The sequence below is a fragment of the Paenibacillus bovis genome (assembly GCF_001421015.2).
GTDB lineage: Bacteria > Bacillota > Bacilli > Paenibacillales > Paenibacillaceae > Saccharibacillus > Saccharibacillus bovis.
Genome location: NZ_CP013023.1, coordinates 119,007 through 140,569, shown reverse-complemented (window position 1 = coordinate 140,569; position 21,563 = coordinate 119,007). Strand labels below are relative to the sequence as shown.

Genomic DNA, 21,563 nt, shown 5'->3' with positions numbered 1-21,563 from the left:
CAAAAAAAGCCCCTTTGATATCGTATCAAAGGGGCTTTTGCTATAAGGATAAGGCAGAAATGGTGTGGTTAGTGAATACTCTTTTTCTCGAAATTCCCGCCGATTACTTCACTCACATGCTCTACCGCGAGGAAGGCTGTCGGATCAACATCATGCACGATATTGCGCAGCTTGGCGAGCTCCAGTCGACTGACAACGCAGTAGATGACCTGGGTGTCTTCCTTGGAATAACCGCCTTTGGCATACATAAAAGTAGTGTTGCGTCCGAGACGGTCCATGATCGCCTGGGAGATTTCTTCGTACTCCTGGGAGATGATCGTGACCGATTTGGATTCTTCCAAACCTTCGACGACGATATCCATTACTTTGGCAGCGATATAATAAGTGAAAATCGAGAACATCGCAGAATCCCAACCGAATACGAATCCGGCAGCCGCAAAGATAAATACGTTAATAATCATAACGATTTGTCCGACCGGCATATGGAACTTCTTGGACAGCAGGATCGCGACGATCTCGGTTCCGTCGAGCGAGCCGCCGAACCGGATCACGAGTCCGATCCCAAAGCCGAGGATAACACCGCCGAACATGCTGGCGAGAATTTTGTCATCGGTCAGTGCCGGTACATGATGCAGATAGGCAGTCATGGATGACATAACGGCGATCCCGTACAGAGTAGAAAAAGCAAAGGTCTTCCCGATCTGCTTGTAGCCGATAATCAGGAAAGGCACGTTAATAACAAAGATGAATATCCCTAGCTGAATCGAAGACAGCTCTGATAAAATAATCGAAATACCGGTGATTCCGCCATCGATTACACTATTCGGAATCAGAAAAATCTCCAGGGCAACTGCCATCAGCACGGCACCTGTGGTAATAAAAATGAACTTGGCGAGCAATTGGGCAAAGCTAAGCTTACGGTGTTTTCTTGGCATACGCAATCCTCTCTCTCCAGTAATATAGGCAGGATTGTTGATTAATTCCATAAGCGCTGCAATCGAATTCCTGTGGACCACTATCCGGGTCGCAGGCCGGTTCATGCACAGTAATAAAGTAAATACTATTCAGGTGTTTGAACAACCCTGTAATATACGTAAATATACTGTAACCGAATAGCGGCTGTATCGAACTATTCAACAATATTTACTTATCTCAAATTAAGAATGATAAGCTACCTATATAAATTATATCATAAAAAAAGCTGCAAGCCCAATAAAAAGCAAAATTTAATCAATTTTTTGCAAAAAGGGCGAATTTCATGACTAATTCCTATTATATCTTATCCAATCAATGAAAATATACGGAAATGTCCTGAAATCGCTTATAAATTATAAAAATAAAGTACATCCTTGTTATTTAGTCAAACGACAGGAGGAATATACCATGTATACAAAAGGCTTATTTATATATAACGGTAATGCAGGTTCGGTAGACAGTACGCAGGTCGGAGATGTACTGGGCATTCTGTCGGCAGAGCTGCCGGAGCTGAATGTAAGGCGTACCAGCGAGCCGGGAGAAGCCGAACGAATCTGCCGCGAAGAAGCGGAGCAGTATGATGTACTGTATATTCTGGGCGGAGACGGTACGGTACATGAGTGTGTGAACGGATTGGCTGCACTGGAATCGCCGCCGGTCATCGGTGTACTGCCTGGCGGAACCTGCAATGACTTTTCCCGAACATTGTGGATGCCGCAGCAGCTGCCGCGTGCAGCAGAAGTGCTGAATGAACGTCGCACTCGTACGCTGGATATCGGAACAGCGAACGGACATTATTTTACCAACTTCTACGGGATCGGTCTGATCTCCGAGACGTCACAAAATATCAATTCGGATATCAAAGGCACTTTTGGCAAACTCGGCTATTTTCTGAGTACACTGCAGACCGTGCGTACCGCAGAGCCGTTTCAGTTTGAAATGAGCCATGACGGAGGTGAAATCTCCGGCGAAGCCGTGATGATTTATGCAGCCAATGGACGTTATCTGGGCACCAACCCGCTGCCGTTTCATGATGAATCACTGGAGGACGGGCTGCTGGATGTACTCATTATCCGTGAAGCGGGACTGCCGCTGCTGCGCGAGCTGCTCAGCCGCAAAACGCCGGGACAATGGAGCCCGGAGAGCAGCACGATCGAGTATATCCAGACGAGCCGCCTCACCATTCGGACCGAGCGGCCGATGCCTGCAGACACGGATGGAGAAATCTATCTGGAGACACCGGCAGAGCTGGGTGTACTGCCGGGCAAGCTGACTTTTCTGGTCGGCGAACAGCCGGTTGCGACGCTGTAAGCCGATATTTGAAATGTATCATCCGGGAACTGACTCTGGCGATTCTGCATACTACCCCCATAATAGGAGAAAGCAAGACAGAGGCGAAGCAGTGCTGTACCGGACCTGCCAAGATAAGTGGAAGAGAGCGCTGATATGAAAAAAGCGCTGCTCTGTCCGGGATCATGCAGAATCGTTTCGTCCATCCGTATGAAAACTGGGGGAATAGAACAATATGTCACAGATTCAATCCGTATACTTTAATCATGATGCCGGTGTCGATGATCTGGTATCGCTGTTTATGCTGCTGCAAATGGAGAATGTGCGTCTTACCGGCGTATCGGTTATTCCAGCTGACGGTTATCTGGAGCCGGGAGCCGATGCCAGCCGCAAAATTATCGACCGTTTTGGTACATATGCACCGGAGACGGCCAAATCCAACTCCCGCGGCAAAAATCCATTCCCGCCGGCATGGCGTATGCATACCTTTTATGTAGATGCACTGCCGATTCTGAACGAATCCGGTACGATGGAAGCACCGCTGTCCGATCTGCCGGCTCATCGTCATATGATCCGTCAGCTGCTGGCGACCGAAGGCAAAACGACACTGCTGTTTACCGGACCGCTCACTGATCTGGCCCGTGCGTTGGACGAAGCTCCCGAGATCGAAGACAAAATCGAAAAGCTCGTCTGGATGGGCGGCGGATTCGAACGCGGTAATGTCGATGAGCCCGAGCATGATGGAACCGCTGAGTGGAATGTATTCTGGGACCCGGAAGCGGCGCACCGTGTCTGGCAGAGTGGGATCGAGATTGATCTGGTTGCTCTGGAGAGTACGATCAAAGTGCCGCTGGATCTGAAGATCCGCAAGCGCTGGGCTTCCGAACGCCGGTATGAAGGCGTCGATTTCCTCGGCAACTGCTATGCCTGCTGCCCGCCGCTCGTGCATATGGAGAATAACTCCACGTATTATTTCTGGGATGTACTGACCACGCTGTCGATTGGCAAGCCAGAGCTGGTTAGCAAGAAGACGATCAACTGCATCGTGATCCCGGACGGTCCTTCCCAGGGCAGAACGGTCGAGCAGGCCGATGGACGCCCGGTGAATCTGGTCTATGATACAGATCCGCAAGCTTTCTCCGATTACATGATTGCACTGGCTCAACAAGCAGCACCGGCACGTTACTAATTAGAGCCGCTGTCACGCAGGGCAGGCAGGTTCCATGCACAATGCCTGCAGCCCAGGATTAATACATGCTATAACACGCAGCAACTCTTATCCTTTGCACCTATAAATATCAACTGTAATATCCGTTTATCTTCCGGATACTCACACGTAATGTTCGTTTTTGGAAGATAAATTATTTAAAAAGGTTACATTCCCTTGCCTGATTGTTCATATTTATGTATAATTACAGGGTCGATGCGCGACAATGTACGACATTTACCAGCGAAGGTGATAACATGAATCCTCTGCCTCTGGATCATAACGAGTCCAGGAAACGAATGGCACAGCTGTATAACGAAGTATCCAAAGAGTTATTCGGTTACGGAACGACGCTGCTGCGCGTTACGGTAGAAGACGGGCTGATCACTTTGCAGGCGCGTCACCGGCGTTCGCCGCGGTCTGCGGCACTGGAGGGCGAGAATCTGGCGCTCAAACAGGAAGTGGATTTTCGGCTGTCGATGGTCTACAAGCGTAAATTCCGCGAGAAGCTGGAAAATGAAATGCAACTGAATATCGAAGCGATTCTGCGTGATTACGATGCACCGACCCAGTGGGCATTTACGAATGTCATCCTGGTCAAAGAGCCGAACGCGTAATGAATCTTCATGTCTATGCTATCTGAACTGGCGGATTTCCTTTTTTGATTGATTCTTAAAAGGTTACCGGACACAGCTCGGTCTGCAACGGGTACCGCTTTTACTTTGTTTATCGAAGAAAAGTGTTCTTGTTCTTTTACAAGGATACTTTTCTTTTTTTGTTTTTTCAGCGAGGTGCTGACAGAGGATAGATGATACCAATCAGGAATCAAGGGGGATTTGATGATGATGAGCAAAAAATGGATGAGTGGAATACTGGCATTAACGCTGGCAGGAGTAGGTCTGACCGGTTGCGGGACGACTATTGACGGTCCTGGCGGAGCGACGAGCGGAGGCAGCAGTGACGGACAGCAGGAGCTGGTCATCTCGACATGGGGCTTCTCGGAGGATTTCCTGCAGGCATCGGTATTTGAACCTTTTGAAAAGGAACACAACGTCAAAATCGTACTGGAAACCGGTAATAATGCCGAACGGCTAAACAAAATCCGCCAGGGCAGCACGGATGTAGACGTTATCTACCTGTCCGATTATTATGCCCAGCAGGGAATTGATGCCGGATTGTTCGATACGATCGATCATAGCAAGATTCCGAATATGGATAAAATCTACGATATTGCCAAAGCTCCGAACGGTGAGCAGTATGGTCCGGCGTATACTGTCGCCCAGCTGGGGATTGCCTATAATCCCGATATGGTTAGCGGCGAAGTCAAATCCTGGTCCGATCTGTGGAAGCCGGAATTCTCGGGTAACCTGACGATGCCGGCGATTACGGCGACAGCAGGTCCGATGATGGTCGATGCAGCCTCGCGTACAGCAGGCAATGAGACGTTTAATGAAGATGCTGCTTTTGGACAGCTGAAAAAGCTGAACGAGAGCGTTGTAAAATATTACAGCCAGACCTCTGAATATGTGAACATGATAGGCCAGGGCGAGATTGCTGGCGGGCCTATCATGGAAATGTATTTCAAGGATATTCAGGCAGCTGTGCCGAATGCCAAATTCGTTTCTCCATCCGATGGTGGCTATGCAGTTATCAACACCGTCAATGTCGTGAAGAACAGCAATCAAAAAGAACTGGCCGAAGAATTTATCAACTGGCAGCTGAGCAAGCAAGTACAGGAAGCCTCTGCCAAAGCCAGAGTCGACTCCCCGGTAAATACCGATGTGGTACTGACGGATGAAGAGGCGCAGGGCCTTACGTACGGAGCGGATGTGATCAAGAGTCTGCGTCAGCTGGACATGAAATTCGTGAACGAGAATATGCCGAAATGGACTGACCGCTGGAACCGTGAGATTGGTGGTTAAGCAGTCACTATCGGCTCAAGCTGTTCATGTCTATTGTATTCGGGAAATGGACAGAGAGATCTGCCATGCCGCAGAGAAAGAAGGAATGGGTTCATGAACACGATCAAACGTAAAGTTATTCTGGATGTGGATACAGGTATTGATGATGCTCTGGGTATTATGCTGGCCGTCGGCAGCGGAGACTGCGATATTCTGGGAATCACCACCGTCAATGGCAATGTGTCACTGCAGCAGGCGACCCGGAATACACTGAAAATCACGCAGCTGATCGAGAATGAGTATATTCCCGTATTTGCAGGCGCGGATCGTCCATTGGTTCGCCAGCCGCGATTTGAGCACAGCGTTCACGGTAATGACGGGATCGGAGGAGCACTCAAGGATATGCCTGTCTATCGACAGGCGGAAGAGATGGCTGCCCATCAATTTATTATTCAGCAGGTCATGAGTCAGCCCGGCGAGATTACTCTGATCATGACCGCACCGCTGACCAATCTGGCGCTGGCTCTACAGGAGCAGCCGGATCTGCCGAATCATGTAGACCGGGTGTTTATTATGGGTGGAGCTGTCAATGAATACGGCAATATTACACCGACTGCCGAATACAATATGTACGTTGATCCCGAAGCGGCGAAGATTGTATTCAAGGCAGGCTTCAGCAATATCGTATTGGTGCCGCTCGATGTTACCCGGCGTGTGCTGCTGGACCGCAATCATCTGGCGGCGCTTGCCCGCACGGCCCGGCCGGATATTACGGTCTATGTACACCAGAGCACCTCTGACTATATGAAGCGCTATGAACAGCGCAACGGCGTGCAGGCCTGCGCCATGCATGATCCCTTGGCGGTCGCTGCAGCCCTGCGTCCGGAGCTGCTGCATACGACTTCTTATTATGTGGATGTAGAAGTGAGTAGTGAACTGTGCGACGGGCAGACCGTATGTGATTTTCAGAACCGGCTCGGACAGACACCGAATATTCAGGTCGGCATGACGGTAGATCATATTGGCTTTTTCAATTATTTTCTGGAGGCACTTAGCCGGCTATAGCGGCTGCTTTGGATAGATAAAGGATCATTGCTGACGGCTTCGACTATCACGACAGACCATTCAGATAGGAGCGTATCTTATTTATGATGAAGTCCAAACATATCTACTGGCTGCTCCTGCCGGGACTGCTGTTTCTGACCGTATTTATGCTGGTGCCGATTGTACTGACGATTGGTTCCACCTTTTTTCAGGAAGGCAGGCCTACGCTGGACGGCTATCTGCACTTTTTCAAAGACAGTTATTTCAACCGGATTCTGCTGACGACGTTGCGAGTCAGTATTTTCACGACGGTGATCTGTATTGTACTTGGTTATCCGGTGGCTTTTTACATATCCCGACTGGGCAAGCGGCCCAAAGCGATTCTGCTGGCGCTGTCGATCTTTCCGCTGCTGACCAGTCCGGTCGTACGCTCCTTTAGCTGGATGATTATTCTCGGACGCAATGGACTGGTCAACAATGTCCTGACCGGTATCGGCATCGTGGACAAGCCGCTGGAGATTCTGTATACGCCGACTGCGATGATTATCGGGATGGTGCATCTATTCCTACCACTCATCATTATTACGCTGGTCGGTGTGATGGAAAATGTGGATTATGAACTGATCCGCGCTGCCGAGAGTCTGGGCGCTTCGCGCTGGACTGCGCTGCGCAAAATCCTGTTCCCACTAACGATTCCGGGTCTGATTATCGGCAGTGTACTGGTGTTCGTCGGCAGTCTGACTGCCTATACCACACCTGCGCTGCTCGGTGGCAAGGAACGGGTGATCTCGACGTTTCTGTACCAGAATGCGATGACGCTGAATGACTGGTATCTCGCATCCGTGATCGCTACGATCATGATTGTGATTACATTGATTATCGTGGCTCTGATGAACCGGGCAGCGGTGAAATTGAATCCGAAGGGGTGAGAATGAAGATGAAAGAAAGACATTACGGTCTGGCTGCCTTCAGCCTGCTGGTATTTATCTTTTTGCTGGGACCGCTGGTGATTATCTCGATCACTTCATTCGGCCCGGGTACGGTACTCAAATTTCCGCCGGATGGCTTCTCGCTGCGGTGGTATCAGAATATCTGGGATGTGAGCATGTTCCCCAGAACATTTGTGACTTCGATTATTATCTCGCTGCTCGGTAATCTGCTGGCGCTTGTGCTGGGTATCCCGGCAGCTTATGCACTCAGCCGCTACCGCTTCCGGGGAAGGGAGCTACTGAATGCGATCTTCCTGTCGCCGGTGCTGATTCCCGGTATTGTACTTGGATTTACGATGCTCAAGTATGTACTGGTAATGTACCATCTGCCGATCTATACCGGTCTGCTGGTCGGTCATACAGTCATTATGATGCCGTTTATTATCCGCGTAATCGGTTCGAGCCTGTCGAGCTTTGACTTCTCTATCGAGGAAGCGGCGGTGAGTCTCGGAGCAGGCCGGATCGAGACTTTTTTCAAAGTCGTACTGCCCAATATCCGCTCGGGTATTATGGCGGCGGTGCTGATCGCTTTTCTGGAGTCGTTCAATAACGTGGATATTTCCGTCTTTATGACCGGTCCCGGGATCAGTACGCTGCCGATTCAGATGCTGACGTATGTACAAAATTATTTTGATCCGACGATTGCCGCCATTTCGGTGGTGTTGATGTTCCTGACAGTACTGCTCATGTTCGTGATTGAACGATTGATGGGCGGACTGTCCTACTTTACGAAGCGCTAGAAGAATTGAAACGGAGGCATACGGCTATGGCATTACTCAGCTTGGAGAAAGTATCGGTGGCGTATGATAACCATCTGATCCTGGAAAATTTTGATCTGGAGCTGGCACAGGGTCAGCTGTTGTCCCTGCTTGGTCCGAGCGGCTGCGGCAAAACAACGACACTGCGTCTGATCGCCGGTTTCCTGGATGCCCAGGGCGGTAAATTCATGTTCGACGGACGGGATTATACCCGTCTGCCGGTGAGCAAGCGGAACTTTGGATTTGTATTCCAGAACTATGCGCTGTTCCCGCATTTATCGGTATACGATAATGTCGCTTTTGGTCTGCGTCTGCGCAAGCAGAAGGAAGCAGAGGTCAAACAGAAGGTGCTGCGCATGCTGGAGATCGTCAATCTGAATGGATTTGAGAAACGATTTCCCCAGGAGCTGTCCGGTGGTCAGCGGCAACGGGTCGCGATTGCACGGGCACTGGTGATCGAGCCGGATCTGCTGCTGTTCGATGAGCCGCTCAGCAATCTGGATGCCAATCTGCGGGTCACGATGCGGGTAGAGATTCGCCGCCTGCAGCAGGAACTGGGGATGACAGCCGTCTACGTCTCCCATGATCAGGAGGAATGCTTCTCGATTTCGGACAATGTGGCAATCATGAATGCCGGCCGAATCGAGCAGCTGGGTGCGCCGTCCGATATTTACCAGTATCCCAAAAGTGAATATGTTGCCCGGTTTATCGGATTCAATAACTTTCTGGAATTTAGTGGTGTGCGTCAGGGCCATCAGGGACCTGAATGGACAGCGGGCGAATATGGATTCGCGGTCAATCTACAGCCCGGACAATCTACGTCGGAATCGTACAAAGGAGCGATCCGTCCGGATGATCTCTATCTGAGCAGTGGATCACTCCAATCTGGCATGAATATAAACGGACAGACATCCGATTTATCCACGACAGCTACTGCCCACGCCGAGCTTGCGAGCAACTATGTACCGGGGACGATTCGAGTCAGTACGTATCTGGGACGCAGCTACCAGTATGAAGTAGAGACACCGCTCGGTCACTTCACGGTGAATCAGGAAATGGATCGGCCACTCGCTCCCGGTCAGCAGGTTCAGGTTCATTTTCCGGCAGACAAGATTGTGATGGTGAGCCGATGAATAATCACGCACATAACAACCAGAATATAAATAGTACGCCCCCCGTCAACAGCAATACGGCGGGATCAGCAGTTCATCCGGTAGAGCCACCGATTGCGGTAGAACTGTTGATTACGGATGTGCAGGTATTTAACAGCTATTACAAGGAATTTCGGCATGGTCATGTCGCTGTGAGTGGAGGGCGATTCCTGTATATCGGTACCGGCAGTCTGGATCGCTTCCAGGCAGCCCATACGGTAGATGGACAAGGCCGACCCATGATTCCCGGTCTGATCGATATCCATCTGCATATCGAGAGCTCGATGGTCACCCCGGCAACTTTTTCCCACGGGATTGTGCGCCGGGGAGTGACTACGATTGTACCGGAGCCGCATGAGATGGCCAATGTATTCGGGCTGGAAGGTGTCACAGAAATGATCGCTGCGAGCCGTGAGGTAACCTGTGATATGATCTATGCCATCCCGAGCTCTGTACCCGCTACACCGCTGGAGACCACGGGCGGCTCTATTGAAATTGCGGATATCGACGAGTTGATGACATCACAGCGTATCGCCTGTCTCGGCGAGATTATGAACTATGTCGATGTGATCCGTGATCCGGATTGCAAAACCAACCGCATTTTGCGACATGTACAGCAGCATTATCCGGAGCTTGTTATTGAAGGACATACCCCCAAGCTGCTCGATCTGGATCTGCACCGGATTATGATGGCGGGCGTAGGCTCGGATCATACCCACCAGAGTATCGAAGGCATGACTGAGCGGATCGCTGCCGGTATGTTTATCGAGCTGCAGGAAAAGTCGATGACCCCGGAAGTTATGGATTATGTGATACAGCATGAAGTGTCCGAGCATTTCTGCTTTGTAACCGATGATGTGATGACAGATCAGCTGGCCTGGAATGGTCATCTGGATCATATCGTGCGCAAGGCGATGATGATGGGGATGCGTCCCGAAGCGGCGATCTATGCAGCGACCTTTACTCCGGCACGGCGGATGAAGCTGGATGACCGGGGAGCGATAGCACCTGGCAAAATTGCGGATTTCGTACTGCTGAGTGATCTGGACGACTTTGTGATCGATGAAGTGTACAAGCGCGGACAACGGGTGTTCCAGGCTGGTGAAGCTTATGAGCAGCCTGCCGTAGAGCCGCAGTTCCCAGCGCATTTCTATCAGAGTGTACAGCTGCAGCCGCTAAGCGAAGCAAGCTTCGATGTACCGGTAGAGGCAGCGGATGGTATGCATGCCTGCCGGGTGATGATGGTGAAGGATGGCTCTACCTTTACCAGTGAGAAGATTGCGGATATTCCGGTATCTCAGGGCAGGCTGAACTGGCAGGGCAGCGGTTATGGTCTGATCGCTACCTTTGAACGGTATGGCAAAAATGGTAATCATGCCTACGGCCTTATCGGCGGTGATACGATCCAGCGGGGAGCGATTGCGACGACCTACTCGCATGATAATCATAACCTGCTGGTCGTGGGGCATAATCCCGCAGACATGATGCTGGCTGCCAATGAAGTAATCGCTCATCAGGGAGGATTCTGTGTCGTGCACGATGGACAGATACTGGCTTCCCTGCCGCTGCCGGTCGGTGGAATTCTGACAGAAGCCCCGCTCGACGAAACAGCGGCTGCTGTAGACCGGCTCGTCCAGGCAATGCGGGAACTGGGTTATCGTCACTACAATCCGATTATGTCGATCAGTACGCACTCTCTGCCAGTCAGTCCGGCGCTGAAGATTACGGATTATGGACTAATTGACGTCAATGCAGGCCGTGTTGTTCCGTTGCTTGTGGATCGCTTCACAGATGAACCAATGACGAGTAAGTAGCCTGCAGTGGAACATGGATAAGGACCGAATACCGGTGTATAAAATCAACGAAAAAGCTGTTCCTCACGTATGGATCACGATACGCAGGGAACAGCTTTTTTCGTTCGTGCATTGTGGTCATCCGATCATTGTCTGTGCCTGCTGCTGAATCTGCAGCAGCTGTTCCCGTACGCGCACAACCTCGCCCACGATAATGAGTGCCGGATTGCCCAGCTGTGCGATTTCGGCGATCTGGTAGATATCATCGAGTGTACCGGTCAGCACCCGCTGCACCGAAGTGGTGCCATTCTCGATAACTGCTACCGGTGTAGCAGGAGAACGACCGTAACGAACCAGTTCGCTGCAGATCTGCTGCAGCTGGCTGACACCCATATAGATAGCCAGCGTATCCACACTCTGGGCGAGCAGATCCCAGCGGACCGCATTCCCGATGGGATCTATAGTATCTATGCCGCCTTGCGCACTGCTGCTGTCCGGCTGCGCACGGCTGGCTGTCACACAGGCAAAAGAAGTGGCAATCCCGCGATGGGTCAGCGGTATATCCGCACCGGCTGCAGCGCCGATCGCAGCTGTCACACCGGGGATAAATTCATAATTGATCCCACGCTCCCGGAGAAACAGTGCTTCTTCGCCGCCGCGTCCGAATACGAGCGGATCGCCGCCTTTGAGCCGTACGACATGCAGCCCTGCCGAGGCATATTGCAGCAGTGTGCGATGAATCGCCTGCTGGCTCATATGATGCAGACCGGGAGATTTGCCGCAGTAGATGCGCCGTGCATCCGCACGTGCATACTGGAGCAGTTCCTCGCTGACAAGCCGGTCGTACAGGATCACATCGGCCTGCTCGATCCGCCGCAGCGCTTTGACAGTGATCAGCTCCGGATCTCCCGGTCCTGCGCCCACAATACTTACTTTTCCCAGAGTTCGATTCATCGCCAGGCCTCCTCTTGAATATAGATCTGCATTGCAGTGGATCTAAGCAATCTGACTGCTGTAGTCTAGCGGGCTGCCAGCGTAGGAAGGGTGATATAGATCGAGCCGCTGCTTTCGTCAATCTCGGTGGGGAAGGTATTCACGCAGCCTTCATCCGGCTCCTGTACCCTGCCGCTGCGCAGTTCGATTTTCCAGTCATGTAAAGGGCAGTGAACCGTCGTACCGCAGACCATGCCTTCCGACAGCCTGCCGCCTTTGTGGGGACAGCGATTCTCGACAGCATGAACGCTGCCGTCACTGAGACGAAACAGCGCAACTTCGGTATCTCCCAGCGTGAAGGTACGTGATCCTTTGATATCAATATCCGAAATATGGGCGATTTGCATTTTGTTCATCGCTGATCCCTCCTTGGCATCGTGTCCTGAATGGGTATCCTGAATTAGTGGCCTGCCGGTGACGAACCGCTCAGCGCGGCTGCTCCATTCAGGTCTTCAAAGTTTTTGCGCAGGTTGTCGTTGTCGATAATTTTTTTCCATGGATCGGTTGTATAGCTCAGTGTCTCTTCCAGGCGGCTGACCAGTTCCTGGCGAACCGCTTCATCCGCGAGTTTCTCCTTGATCGGTTCCAGACCGACACGCTCGACCCAGGCTGCCGTACGCTCATTCCAGCGGGCACTTTCGCGATAATACTGGAGAAAGGCAGATGTCCATTCCATCACTTCATCCTCGGTTTTCACCGTACATAGCAGCTCACCGGCACGAATCTTCACGCCGCCATTACCGCCCACATACAGCTCCCATGCGCCATCCAGAGCGACGATACCCACATCCTTGATACCGGATTCGGCACAGTTACGCGGACAGCCGGAGACTGCCAGCTTGACCTTGGCCGGTGCATCCATGCGTTCGAACGCTTTTTCTAGCTTGATCCCCATACCCATCGCATCCTTGGTACCGAACCGGCAAAAGGTATCCCCAACACAGGTTTTGACGGTGCGCAGTGTTTTGCCGTAGGCATGACCGGATGGCATATCCAGCTCTTCCCAGATCTTCGGCAGGTCTTCTTTTTGAATGCCCAGCAGATCGAGACGCTGTCCACCGGTAAATTTGACCAGCGGCACATTGTATTTTTCCGCGACAGCAGCGATTTTCATCAGATCGGCCGGTGAAGTCACGCCGCCATAGATGCGGGGCACGACCGAGTAGGTACCGTCTTTCTGGATATTGGCGTGATAGCGTTCGTTGGTGAAGCGGGATTCCTTTTCATCTTCATATTCACCCGGCCACAGCATGCCCAGGTAGTAGTTGAGTGCGGGACGGCATTTGGAGCATCCTTCGGGTTCGGACCAGTCGAGCACATGCATGACTTCCTTGACCGTTTTGAGTCCCATACGCTGGATCTCGGATACCACTTCATCCCGATCGAGTGAGGTGCAGCCGCAGATGCCCTCTTTGACAGCAGCGCCGGCATTTTCCCCGGCGTACAGCTGCAGCAGTCCTTCCACGAGTGGAGCACAGCCGCCGCAGGAAGCCGAAGCTTTGGTACAGGCTTTGAGCGACTTCATACTGGTGCAGCCTTTGTTCTGTACCGCATCGGCTACTGTAGCTTTGCTGACGCCGTTACAGCCGCAGATGATCTCGTCATCCGGCATTGCTTCCAGGCGCTGGAGCGGAGAAACCGCTGCTGCGCCGGCGGCAGGCTGGCCGGTGAGCAGTTCCTTTTCCCGACCACTGACGGATTCACCGCTTTTGATCAGGGAAAAAAGGGAGGCACCGTCGGAGGTATCTCCGAATAGTACAGCGCCGATCAGTCGGCCGTCTCGCATAACCAGCTTTTTGTAGATGCCGTCGATATCGTCCTGTATCCGCAGGGAACGGGTGTCCGCTGTATCCTGGAACTCGCCGGCAGAGAAGACGTCTACACCGGATACCTTGAGCTTGGTCGATGTGACCGATCCTTCATAAGGAAGTGTCTCTACACCGGCGAGCCGCTTGGCGAGCACGGTTCCCTGCTCATACAGCGGAGCGACCAGACCATAGCCAATACCACGGTGTTCGGCGCATTCGCCGACAGCAGAGATTCCCGGTACGCTGGTACGCATATAATCATCGACGATAATCCCGCGTCCGATCTTTAGTCCAGCGGATTGCGCGAGCTGGATATTAGGGCGAATACCGACAGCCATGACGACCAGATCCGCTTCCAGCGACGATCCATCTGTGAAACGCAGTCCCTGTACCCGGCGTTTGCCGGTGAGTTCGACGGTACGTTTTTGCAGCAGGAACTTCATGCCCTGTGCTTCCAGTTCCTGCTGCAGCATCAGTCCTGCCGGGCGATCGAGCTGCCGATCCATCAGATGTTCATTAATATGAATAACAGTGACATCCATACCGAGATTGAGTAGTCCGCGAGCCGCTTCCAATCCGAGCAGACCGCCGCCGATCACGGCTGCCTTGCGATGCGTACGGGCCGTCTCTATCATCGTTTCGCAGTCGCGGATATCCCGAAAGCCGATAACGCCATCTTTGTCCGAACCGGGCAGTGGGGGGATAAAGGCGCTGGAGCCGGTTGCCAGAATCAGTTCGTCATAATCGGCAATGATTCCTTTGGAAGAGATTACCCGGCGTGCGGCCGAGTCGATCTGTACTACCGGGTCACCGGTATGCAGCGTGATGGCATTGTCGGTGTACCAGTCCAGCTGATTAATAATGATATCGTTCATATCCGCTCCACCTGCAAGTACGGAAGACAGCAGAATACGATTATAGTTAGGATGCGGTTCTGCACCGAAAATGGTAATTTCATAAGTCTGCGGAGCCAGTTTGAGCAGATGTTCCAGCATGCGTACACCAGCCATTCCATTGCCTGTCAGTACCAGTTTTTTGATCGGTTGGTTGGTCTCTCTCATCCGAATCTCTCCCTCCAGGTATTTCATTTATCTATCTTTTTTCTGTGGCTAAGCGACTGCGTGCGGACTGAACGGACGACAGATGAGATGAGCGGATAAAATAAAAAGCCTGTCCGGTTACACGGCAGGCAGGCGCAGATATGGCGCAGCATGCAGTATAACGGAACAGGCTTCATTGCCGTCCTATCAGATACATCATTGTATCCTCTCGTTACTTATGCGCTAACTATAAGACATGTGTAACTACGTGTCAATATAAATAACATAAAAATTTTATTTGAAATTATAAGTTAATTATGTTTACATGAAAAATAGAAAATGATCGATTTCATTTCGTTTCAAACATGTATTCATCCCTATAAAAGCTTATTCTTCAATAACATGTAACCTTTTCTGCTGTATAGATAGACCGGGACAGGAGGGAGTATCTGTATAATGCGTTCCTTACTCGTTATTCGAATGGAAAATATCATAAATGATCCGGATCAGGCGACATCGGGCTTGTTTCCCGAGATAATGCTGGAAGAGAACGGTTATCAGGTACAGATTGCAGATGGAGACAGCTCGGCTCGTGTGCTCCGGCTGCTCGGTGAAGCGGATGCCGCAGTACTGGATCTTCCGATCGAGGAGATTCCCGAATGGGAAAAGCTCCTGTCGCAATCCCGGCCCATACCCGTACTGTGGTGGTGCAGTCCGCAGACAGCCTCTTCCTCGGCAGAAGCCTGCGAGACCGAGATTGCGATCGATGGTATTCTGACTCCCTCCATGCGTGATCGTGAGCTGCACTGGGCACTGCATTTTGCCGCCAAACAGTGCATGGAGCGTCAGCAGTGGGCCAGTGAGCGCAAGCAGCTCCAGTCCCGGCTAGAAGAACGCAAATGGATTGATATGGCCAAAGGTATCCTGGCAGACATGAAAAACATTTCCGAAGCGGAAGCGTATGATCTGCTTCGCAAAAAGGCCATGAATGAACGCAAACGCATGGTCGACGTGGCAACAGCAATCGTCAAAGCCCATCAGCTGCTGCAATCGTAACGCAGAAGGAGGAATCTGACATGAATATGACCGAGATACTCAAGGAAGTCGGGCGCGGCAAACGTGGTTCCCGTGATCTGAATTACGAAGAATCACTGCATGTCGCCAGCATGATAATGAACAGACAGGCCTCCGATGTGCAGATCGGTGCCTTCTTTATGGCAGAACGCATGAAAATGGAGAATGTCGATGAATTGCAGGCTTTTGTAGATGTATGCCGTCAACTCTCCAGGCGTACACCTCTTCGCCGAGGCGGGCTGGATTGTGCCGGTCCATATGATGGACGGCTCAAATCCTTTATTGCCGGGTTCGCCACTTCTTTTGTTCTGGCAGCGGCAGGCGTACCGGTCACCCTGCACGGCAGTGAGCCGCTGCCACCCAAATGGGGCGTAACCCTGCCGGTACTGCTGCGGGAAATGGGTGTGGATACACAGCAGCTGACCCGTGATCAGGCGCTGCATGCAGCAGATGAGACCGGGTTGTTGTTCGTCGCAGCGGAGCAGTGGTGTCCGCCGCTTGGCGATCTGCGAGTGCTGCGTGAAGAAATCGGTGTGCGTACCGTGCTCAACACAGCGGAGAAGCTGATGAATTACAGTCAGGCGCCTTATCTGGTTTATGGCGTTTTTCATAATACCTTTTTTGAGCGGATGTCCAAACTGCTGCTGCGGCTGGATTATGAGCGAGCTTTTATCGTACAGGGTCCGGAAGGATCGGAAGATTTGTTTATCGACCGTCCGACCCGTACCTACCGGGTAGAGAATGGAGAGGCCCAATTGGAGATCATTGATCCCGAAGCCTACTTTCTCGATATGTCCGTACCGGAAATGGACTGGACCGCAGCGGCGCAGATCCGTGTAACCGAGCAGGTGCTGACCGGTACAGCTGATCGGGCCTTTATCCATCAGGTGCTGCTGAATAGCGCTTACCGTCTCTACCTGGCCGGCAGATCCGATTCGATTGAGCAGGGAGTCTACGATGCCAAAGTCCTGCTGGAAAGCGGACAAGCCCGCCAATTGTATCTGCGGTGGAGCAGCTTGATGCGTGGAGAGCAGCCGAATATGCTGCCAACCGGCAGTATTCATTAAAAGATGCCGTCTGCCAGCGAGCGTATCTATGGACCAGGCAAGGCTCTATATATCTATACCTTTCAATATCCCAAATCTGTAGTCTTCCTGACTGCTCCATATCACGCCAAAAGGCGCTTCACCGAAAATCGGGAAGCGCCTTTTTGGATGGTGCGTTGTATTCAATATCATCGGTACCGAAAGGATTCAGATCCTGCAAGCAGTAACCCCGTCGATATGATGACTGTTATTCATTTTCTTCATGGGTCTCTTCTTTGGAAGCGACCGGATTACGGGTGATTTCCAGCTTGCGGTAACGACGTACACCGCGGCGCAGAACGCGAATACTCAGATTCTCGAATTCGTACACGGCACCTGCCGGAAGGTCGGGACGCTGTCCATATAACCAGCCACCGATTGTATCAAGTTCTTCATCGTCCAGTTCAATATTGAGAATATCGTTGACCCGGTTGATAAATACTTTACCGTCCACAATCAGATGGTTCTCGTCAATACGCTGAATCTCATCTTCTTCGTCCGCATCGAACTCGTCGCGGATCTCGCCGACGATCTCTTCCAGAATATCCTCGATCGTAATCATACCGGATGTACCACCGTACTCGTCGACCAGAATCGCAATATGCGTGCCTTCCAGCTGCATCCGTTTCAGCAGGTCTTTGACCGGAATCGTCTCGGATACCGACATGACCGGATGAATCAAGGAAGCCACATGCAGATTCGCCTGCTCTTCGGCAGCGAGGAAGAACTGCTTGGTGTTGATCATACCGACGATATTATCCTTGCTGCCTTCGGCAACCGGGAAACGGGTGTACTGTTCTCTGCGGATAATCTCGCGATTCTCTGCAGGGGATTTATCGGTAAACAGACAGACCATATCGGTACGCGGTACCATCAGTTCCTTGGCGATCATCTCATCAAAAGCAAAGATACGGCTAACATAGCCAAATTCGCTCTGGTTAATCTTGCCGCTCTCGTAGCTCTCGTTCAGAATGATCTGAAGTTCTTCTTCGGAGTGGGCTTCTTCATTCTCGCTGGCAGGCTTCAGACCGATCATGCGACAGAGTGCGTTCGCCGATCCATTGAGCAACCAGATGAACGGGTACATGATGCGGTTGAAAATAATGATCGGGCGTGCTGTATACAGTGTAACCAGCTCGGCTTTGCGCAAAGCGACGGTTTTCGGTGTCAATTCACCAACAACAACGTGGAAATAGGTAACCAGAATAAGAGCAATCGCGTACGACAGAATATGTGATAATGCCGCAGGCACGTTCAGATCGTGGAATACCGGTTCCAGTACCGCTTCAACAGTCGGCTCCCCGAGCATACCAAGACCGAGCGCCGTGATGGTAATCCCCAGCTGACACGTAGACAGGTAAGCATCCAGATTGGATATTACTTCCTTGGCTGAGCGGGCTTTTTTGTTACCCTCGGCAATGAGCTGATCGATCCGGCTCGGACGTACCTTTACAATAGCAAATTCCACTACAACGAAAAACGCCGTGAAAATAATCAAAATAACGAACAAGGTCAGATTAAGACCTATATTTATACCACCGTCTGACAAAAAAATTCTCTCCCTTCGTGCGCTGTGCGCACCGATACAATTTGAGTTAGGATAAGCTGCCGTCATTGGACGGCTTCGTTACGACCATACGTTTCGCTATGAATAACGCACGGGCAAATCATCCATGTAATTGGACCGGTACTTGAGCGCAGCCAGAAGCAGACGCTTAAGCAGAAGGGGTATAGAGGAAAGCAGATGAGTGCGGTCTATCGCTACAATCCGTGTCATGCCCGCAAAAAGGGCAGTCAACGACATGAGCGCCGGCAGATTGGGCAAAGGATTGCCGTCATCTGTATTGCAGGCGTAACGTGCCGTTCCGAATGACATATTGCACGGATTGATACCGTTGGTTACGGCAAAATCATAATCTGTCTCGTCTGTCGATTGAAACGGCAGACAAAACAGCAGCATGATCAGGCTAAAGAGCAGTGCACTCATCTGCCGCCTTCGTGAAGGTAAATTATCCAAGTAGCATCTCCCATTTGTCGGGACGGTTAGACCGTCCGTTATCGTAATTCAAGTGCCGCTCAGGCACAAAAATGACATTAATTAAAGTTATACGTATTCTACAGGATATCGTTTCAAAAACCAATGTTCTTTTTGTTTCGTTTTTCGGCAGACAGGCAATTTACATCCCCTAAAGGTAAAAAAAAATACAGCACACCGGCCATTGACATGACCAGCGTGCTGCATTTTACATTGCCAGCAGGATAAAGAATACAATCGCCAGTACAAAACGGTAGATGGCGAATACAGTCAGGGACAGACGCTTGAGCAGATTCAGGAATGTCTTGATCGCGATCATCGCCACGATAAAGGACGTGATAAATCCGGCAGCAAAGAATCCAAAGTCATCCATGCTCAGGAACTCGGCACTCTTGTACAGATCATAGCCGGTAGCACCGAACATAACCGGTACAGAGACCAGGAAGGTAAATTCAGCTGCAGCGACGTGAGATACGCCGAGCAGGATACCACCCGAAATCGTCGATCCCGAACGGGAGAAGCCCGGCCACAGCGCCAGACACTGGAACAGACCGATACCAAAAGCCTGCTTGTACGTAATATCATCGACGGTCATATTGCCGGCACTGCGGCCTTTGCGCCACTCGGCATAGATCATCAGCAGACCACCGACCACGAGGCTGTAGACAACCGTCTGAGGGCCGAACAGATACTTTTTGATTACATCATGCAGCAGCAGTCCCACTACAACAGCCGGCAGCATGGCCAGTGCGATATGTAAGATGTTAAGACGATGAGGAGCACCCGGACGATTGTCCTGCTTGAGACGTCCACGGAACAGATCGGGAATGGTCATCAAGATGTCGATAAATTTACGCCAGTACAGCACTACAACGGCGAGTACGGCACCGAGCTGTACAACGATTTCAAATGATTTGACCTGCTCGGAATTCTCGTCCAGTCCCAGCAAAAAAGCGGTCAGGATCATATGACCTGTACTGGACACGGGAAGGAACTCGGTGAGCCCTTCGATAATACCCATAATAATGGCTGAAATAATATCCACGAATGGACCTCCTTTAAATGTGTATTTGCACAGAAGGCAAATACCTGGCTTGGTTTGCAACAGCTTCAATTCCATGGCCAACATGATGTTTGGTTTGCACAAAGCAAACTACGCTTCTACCATAGTATGAGAAAAAGTAGGCGGCAGTCAATTTGCCATCTGTCGGTTGACAGACAGGGCTTTTGGTCTGCTGGACCAGGGGGTGAACTGAAAGCACTAGGACAGATTAGTTATTCAGCAAAAGGAATCGCTTACATTTGAATTGAAGGTTACTTTTCAATAGGAATACAGTCGAAAGCTGTCGATTCATTCATTTGTGACAAAAAGAAAGAAATTTTAAAATCCGCAACATTACTTCTGAATATACTTCCGGTAATATAGAAATAAGTTCTCTGAATACTTCGCTATTGTCTCTTCAGCCCGATACAATGTCTGTATATCCCATTATCCCGAAGGAGTGATTTAACATGACGTTTGTTATTAATAATCTGCTGGATAACAGCAATACGGTGATCAAGGAAAAACTGGGCAGCTTCACAGTACTGGAATACATAAAGGATCTGAGTACCACCTCGGTAACGGACGCTACGGCGCAGTATTATATGTCCCACAGCAATATGCATCGCAAGCAGCTTATGATCGAACTGAACAACAGCGAGATTATGATGAAAGCAGGCGCTATGCAGTATACGGTCGGCCGCATGGAGATGACGACAGGGATCAAGGACGCTGGTGGAGCTGTACGCAGCTTTTTTGGCGGAGCGGCAAGTGGCACGGGAGCGATTAAGCCTCTTTATAAAGGAACAGGTACGATTCTGCTAGAGCCTACGTACAAGTATATTTGGCTGATTGATGTGGATAATGATGAGGTCGTGATCGAAGACGGACTGTTCCTGGCCTGCGAGACATCACTGCGGATCGGCGTGACAGCGCGCAGCAATCTGTCCTCGGCTGTACTTGGCGGAGAAGGATTGTTCAATATGAGCGCCAGCGGCAAAGGGGTGATCGCTCTGGAAGCGCCGATTCCATCCGAAGAGGCTGTTGTTGTCGAGCTGCAAAATGATGAACTCAAAGTAGACGGCAACTTTGCGATGATGTGGTCGAATTCGCTGAACTTTACGGTAGAGCGCTCCGGTAAAACGCGTCTGGGATCGGCAGCTTCCGGTGAAGGACTGGTCAACGTATACCGTGGTACCGGTATGGTGTGGCTCGCACCGCTGGCTGCCTACAGCTGATTTGGAGGCGGCCAGACAACCTTTTCAGAAACTGCTATGAAAATATAAAAAAGCACTAGCCAAATATCAAATGATCTGTTATGATTATATCAGGAATTAGAATAAGTCTAAATTTAAAATAAAGAAAAGAGGAATTAACC

The 21,563-nt window shown here is 50.9% G+C and carries 19 protein-coding genes; 12 read left to right on the top strand and 7 right to left on the bottom strand.

All coding sequences use genetic code 11. The features are described 5' to 3' along the window. Nucleotides 1-68: 68 nt before the first annotated feature. The gene (locus AR543_RS00620) at nt 69-935 is read right to left on the bottom strand and encodes a YitT family protein (protein WP_060536585.1); all 867 of its coding nucleotides are present in this window, start codon (nt 933-935) and stop codon (nt 69-71) included. A 448-nt stretch (nt 936-1,383) separates the two neighbouring features. Between AR543_RS00620 and AR543_RS00615 the strand changes: the two genes are divergently transcribed. The 9 genes from AR543_RS00615 (at nt 1,384) to AR543_RS00575 (ending at nt 11,129) form a co-directional block, all read left to right on the top strand. Then, nucleotides 1,384-2,286, top strand: coding sequence for a diacylglycerol/lipid kinase family protein (locus AR543_RS00615; protein WP_060530887.1), 903 nt, complete (start codon nt 1,384-1,386; stop codon nt 2,284-2,286). 214 nt (nt 2,287-2,500) lie between these two features. Then, nucleotides 2,501-3,454: a nucleoside hydrolase gene (locus tag AR543_RS00610; protein WP_060530885.1), complete on the top strand. Its 954-nt coding sequence runs from the start codon at nt 2,501-2,503 to the stop codon at nt 3,452-3,454. Between the two features lie 275 nt (nt 3,455-3,729). Further along, a complete protein-coding gene (locus tag AR543_RS00605; protein ID WP_060530883.1) occupies nt 3,730-4,089 on the top strand; it encodes a hypothetical protein in 360 nt (119 codons plus the stop codon). A gap of 225 nt (nt 4,090-4,314) precedes the next feature. Next, entirely contained in the window at nt 4,315-5,394 is a 1,080-nt protein-coding gene (locus tag AR543_RS00600) for an ABC transporter substrate-binding protein (protein ID WP_418304231.1), read from the top strand. A gap of 93 nt (nt 5,395-5,487) precedes the next feature. Continuing rightward, nucleotides 5,488-6,438, top strand: a complete 951-nt coding sequence (locus AR543_RS00595) for a nucleoside hydrolase (RefSeq protein ID WP_060530881.1) — start codon at nt 5,488-5,490, stop codon at nt 6,436-6,438. Nucleotides 6,439-6,524: 86 nt separating this feature from the next. Further along, nucleotides 6,525-7,346, top strand: coding sequence for an ABC transporter permease (locus AR543_RS00590; protein WP_060536583.1), 822 nt, complete (start codon nt 6,525-6,527; stop codon nt 7,344-7,346). An 8-nt stretch (nt 7,347-7,354) separates the two neighbouring features. Then, on the top strand, nt 7,355-8,146 hold the full coding sequence (locus AR543_RS00585; RefSeq protein WP_060536582.1) for an ABC transporter permease: 792 nt from the start codon (nt 7,355-7,357) through the stop codon (nt 8,144-8,146). 26 nt (nt 8,147-8,172) lie between these two features. Next, the gene (locus AR543_RS00580) at nt 8,173-9,297 is read left to right on the top strand and encodes an ABC transporter ATP-binding protein (protein WP_060530879.1); all 1,125 of its coding nucleotides are present in this window, start codon (nt 8,173-8,175) and stop codon (nt 9,295-9,297) included. A gap of 92 nt (nt 9,298-9,389) precedes the next feature. Continuing rightward, nucleotides 9,390-11,129 carry an adenine deaminase gene (locus tag AR543_RS00575; protein WP_060536581.1) on the top strand — a complete coding sequence of 580 codons (1,740 nt, stop codon included), beginning with the start codon at nt 9,390-9,392 and terminating at the stop codon, nt 11,127-11,129. A 117-nt stretch (nt 11,130-11,246) separates the two neighbouring features. Here AR543_RS00575 and cobA read toward each other — a convergent pair whose 3' ends face one another. The 3 genes from cobA to nirB form a co-directional block, all read right to left on the bottom strand. Next, nucleotides 11,247-12,062, bottom strand: coding sequence for a uroporphyrinogen-III C-methyltransferase (cobA, locus tag AR543_RS00570; RefSeq protein WP_082472066.1), 816 nt, complete (start codon nt 12,060-12,062; stop codon nt 11,247-11,249). A 65-nt stretch (nt 12,063-12,127) separates the two neighbouring features. Further along, a complete protein-coding gene (nirD, locus tag AR543_RS00565; RefSeq protein WP_060530877.1) occupies nt 12,128-12,457 on the bottom strand; it encodes a nitrite reductase small subunit NirD in 330 nt (109 codons plus the stop codon). 44 nt (nt 12,458-12,501) lie between these two features. Then, nucleotides 12,502-14,970 carry a nitrite reductase large subunit NirB gene (nirB, locus tag AR543_RS00560; RefSeq protein WP_060530875.1) on the bottom strand — a complete coding sequence of 823 codons (2,469 nt, stop codon included), beginning with the start codon at nt 14,968-14,970 and terminating at the stop codon, nt 12,502-12,504. Nucleotides 14,971-15,405: 435 nt separating this feature from the next. Here nirB and AR543_RS00555 point away from each other — a divergent pair, with 435 nt between their 5' ends. Together AR543_RS00555 and AR543_RS00550 are read left to right on the top strand one after the other, a co-directional pair. Further along, nucleotides 15,406-16,005, top strand: a complete 600-nt coding sequence (locus AR543_RS00555) for an ANTAR domain-containing response regulator (RefSeq protein WP_060530873.1) — start codon at nt 15,406-15,408, stop codon at nt 16,003-16,005. Between the two features lie 20 nt (nt 16,006-16,025). Next, complete coding sequence (locus AR543_RS00550; RefSeq protein ID WP_060530871.1) at nt 16,026-17,090, top strand: anthranilate phosphoribosyltransferase; 1,065 nt, start codon at nt 16,026-16,028, stop codon at nt 17,088-17,090. A gap of 226 nt (nt 17,091-17,316) precedes the next feature. Here the strand turns inward: AR543_RS00550 and AR543_RS00545 are convergent, their stop codons facing one another. From AR543_RS00545 to bacA, 3 genes are all read right to left on the bottom strand, one after another. Next, a complete protein-coding gene (locus AR543_RS00545) occupies nt 17,317-18,657 on the bottom strand; it encodes a hemolysin family protein (protein WP_060530869.1) in 1,341 nt (446 codons plus the stop codon). 96 nt (nt 18,658-18,753) lie between these two features. Continuing rightward, entirely contained in the window at nt 18,754-19,095 is a 342-nt protein-coding gene (locus AR543_RS00540) for a hypothetical protein (RefSeq protein WP_060530867.1), read from the bottom strand. Between the two features lie 256 nt (nt 19,096-19,351). Beyond that, a complete protein-coding gene (gene bacA, locus AR543_RS00535) occupies nt 19,352-20,188 on the bottom strand; it encodes an undecaprenyl-diphosphate phosphatase (RefSeq protein WP_060530865.1) in 837 nt (278 codons plus the stop codon). A gap of 467 nt (nt 20,189-20,655) precedes the next feature. Here bacA and AR543_RS00530 point away from each other — a divergent pair, with 467 nt between their 5' ends. Then, entirely contained in the window at nt 20,656-21,423 is a 768-nt protein-coding gene (locus tag AR543_RS00530; RefSeq protein WP_060530862.1) for an AIM24 family protein, read from the top strand. Nucleotides 21,424-21,563: the final 140 nt, after the last annotated feature.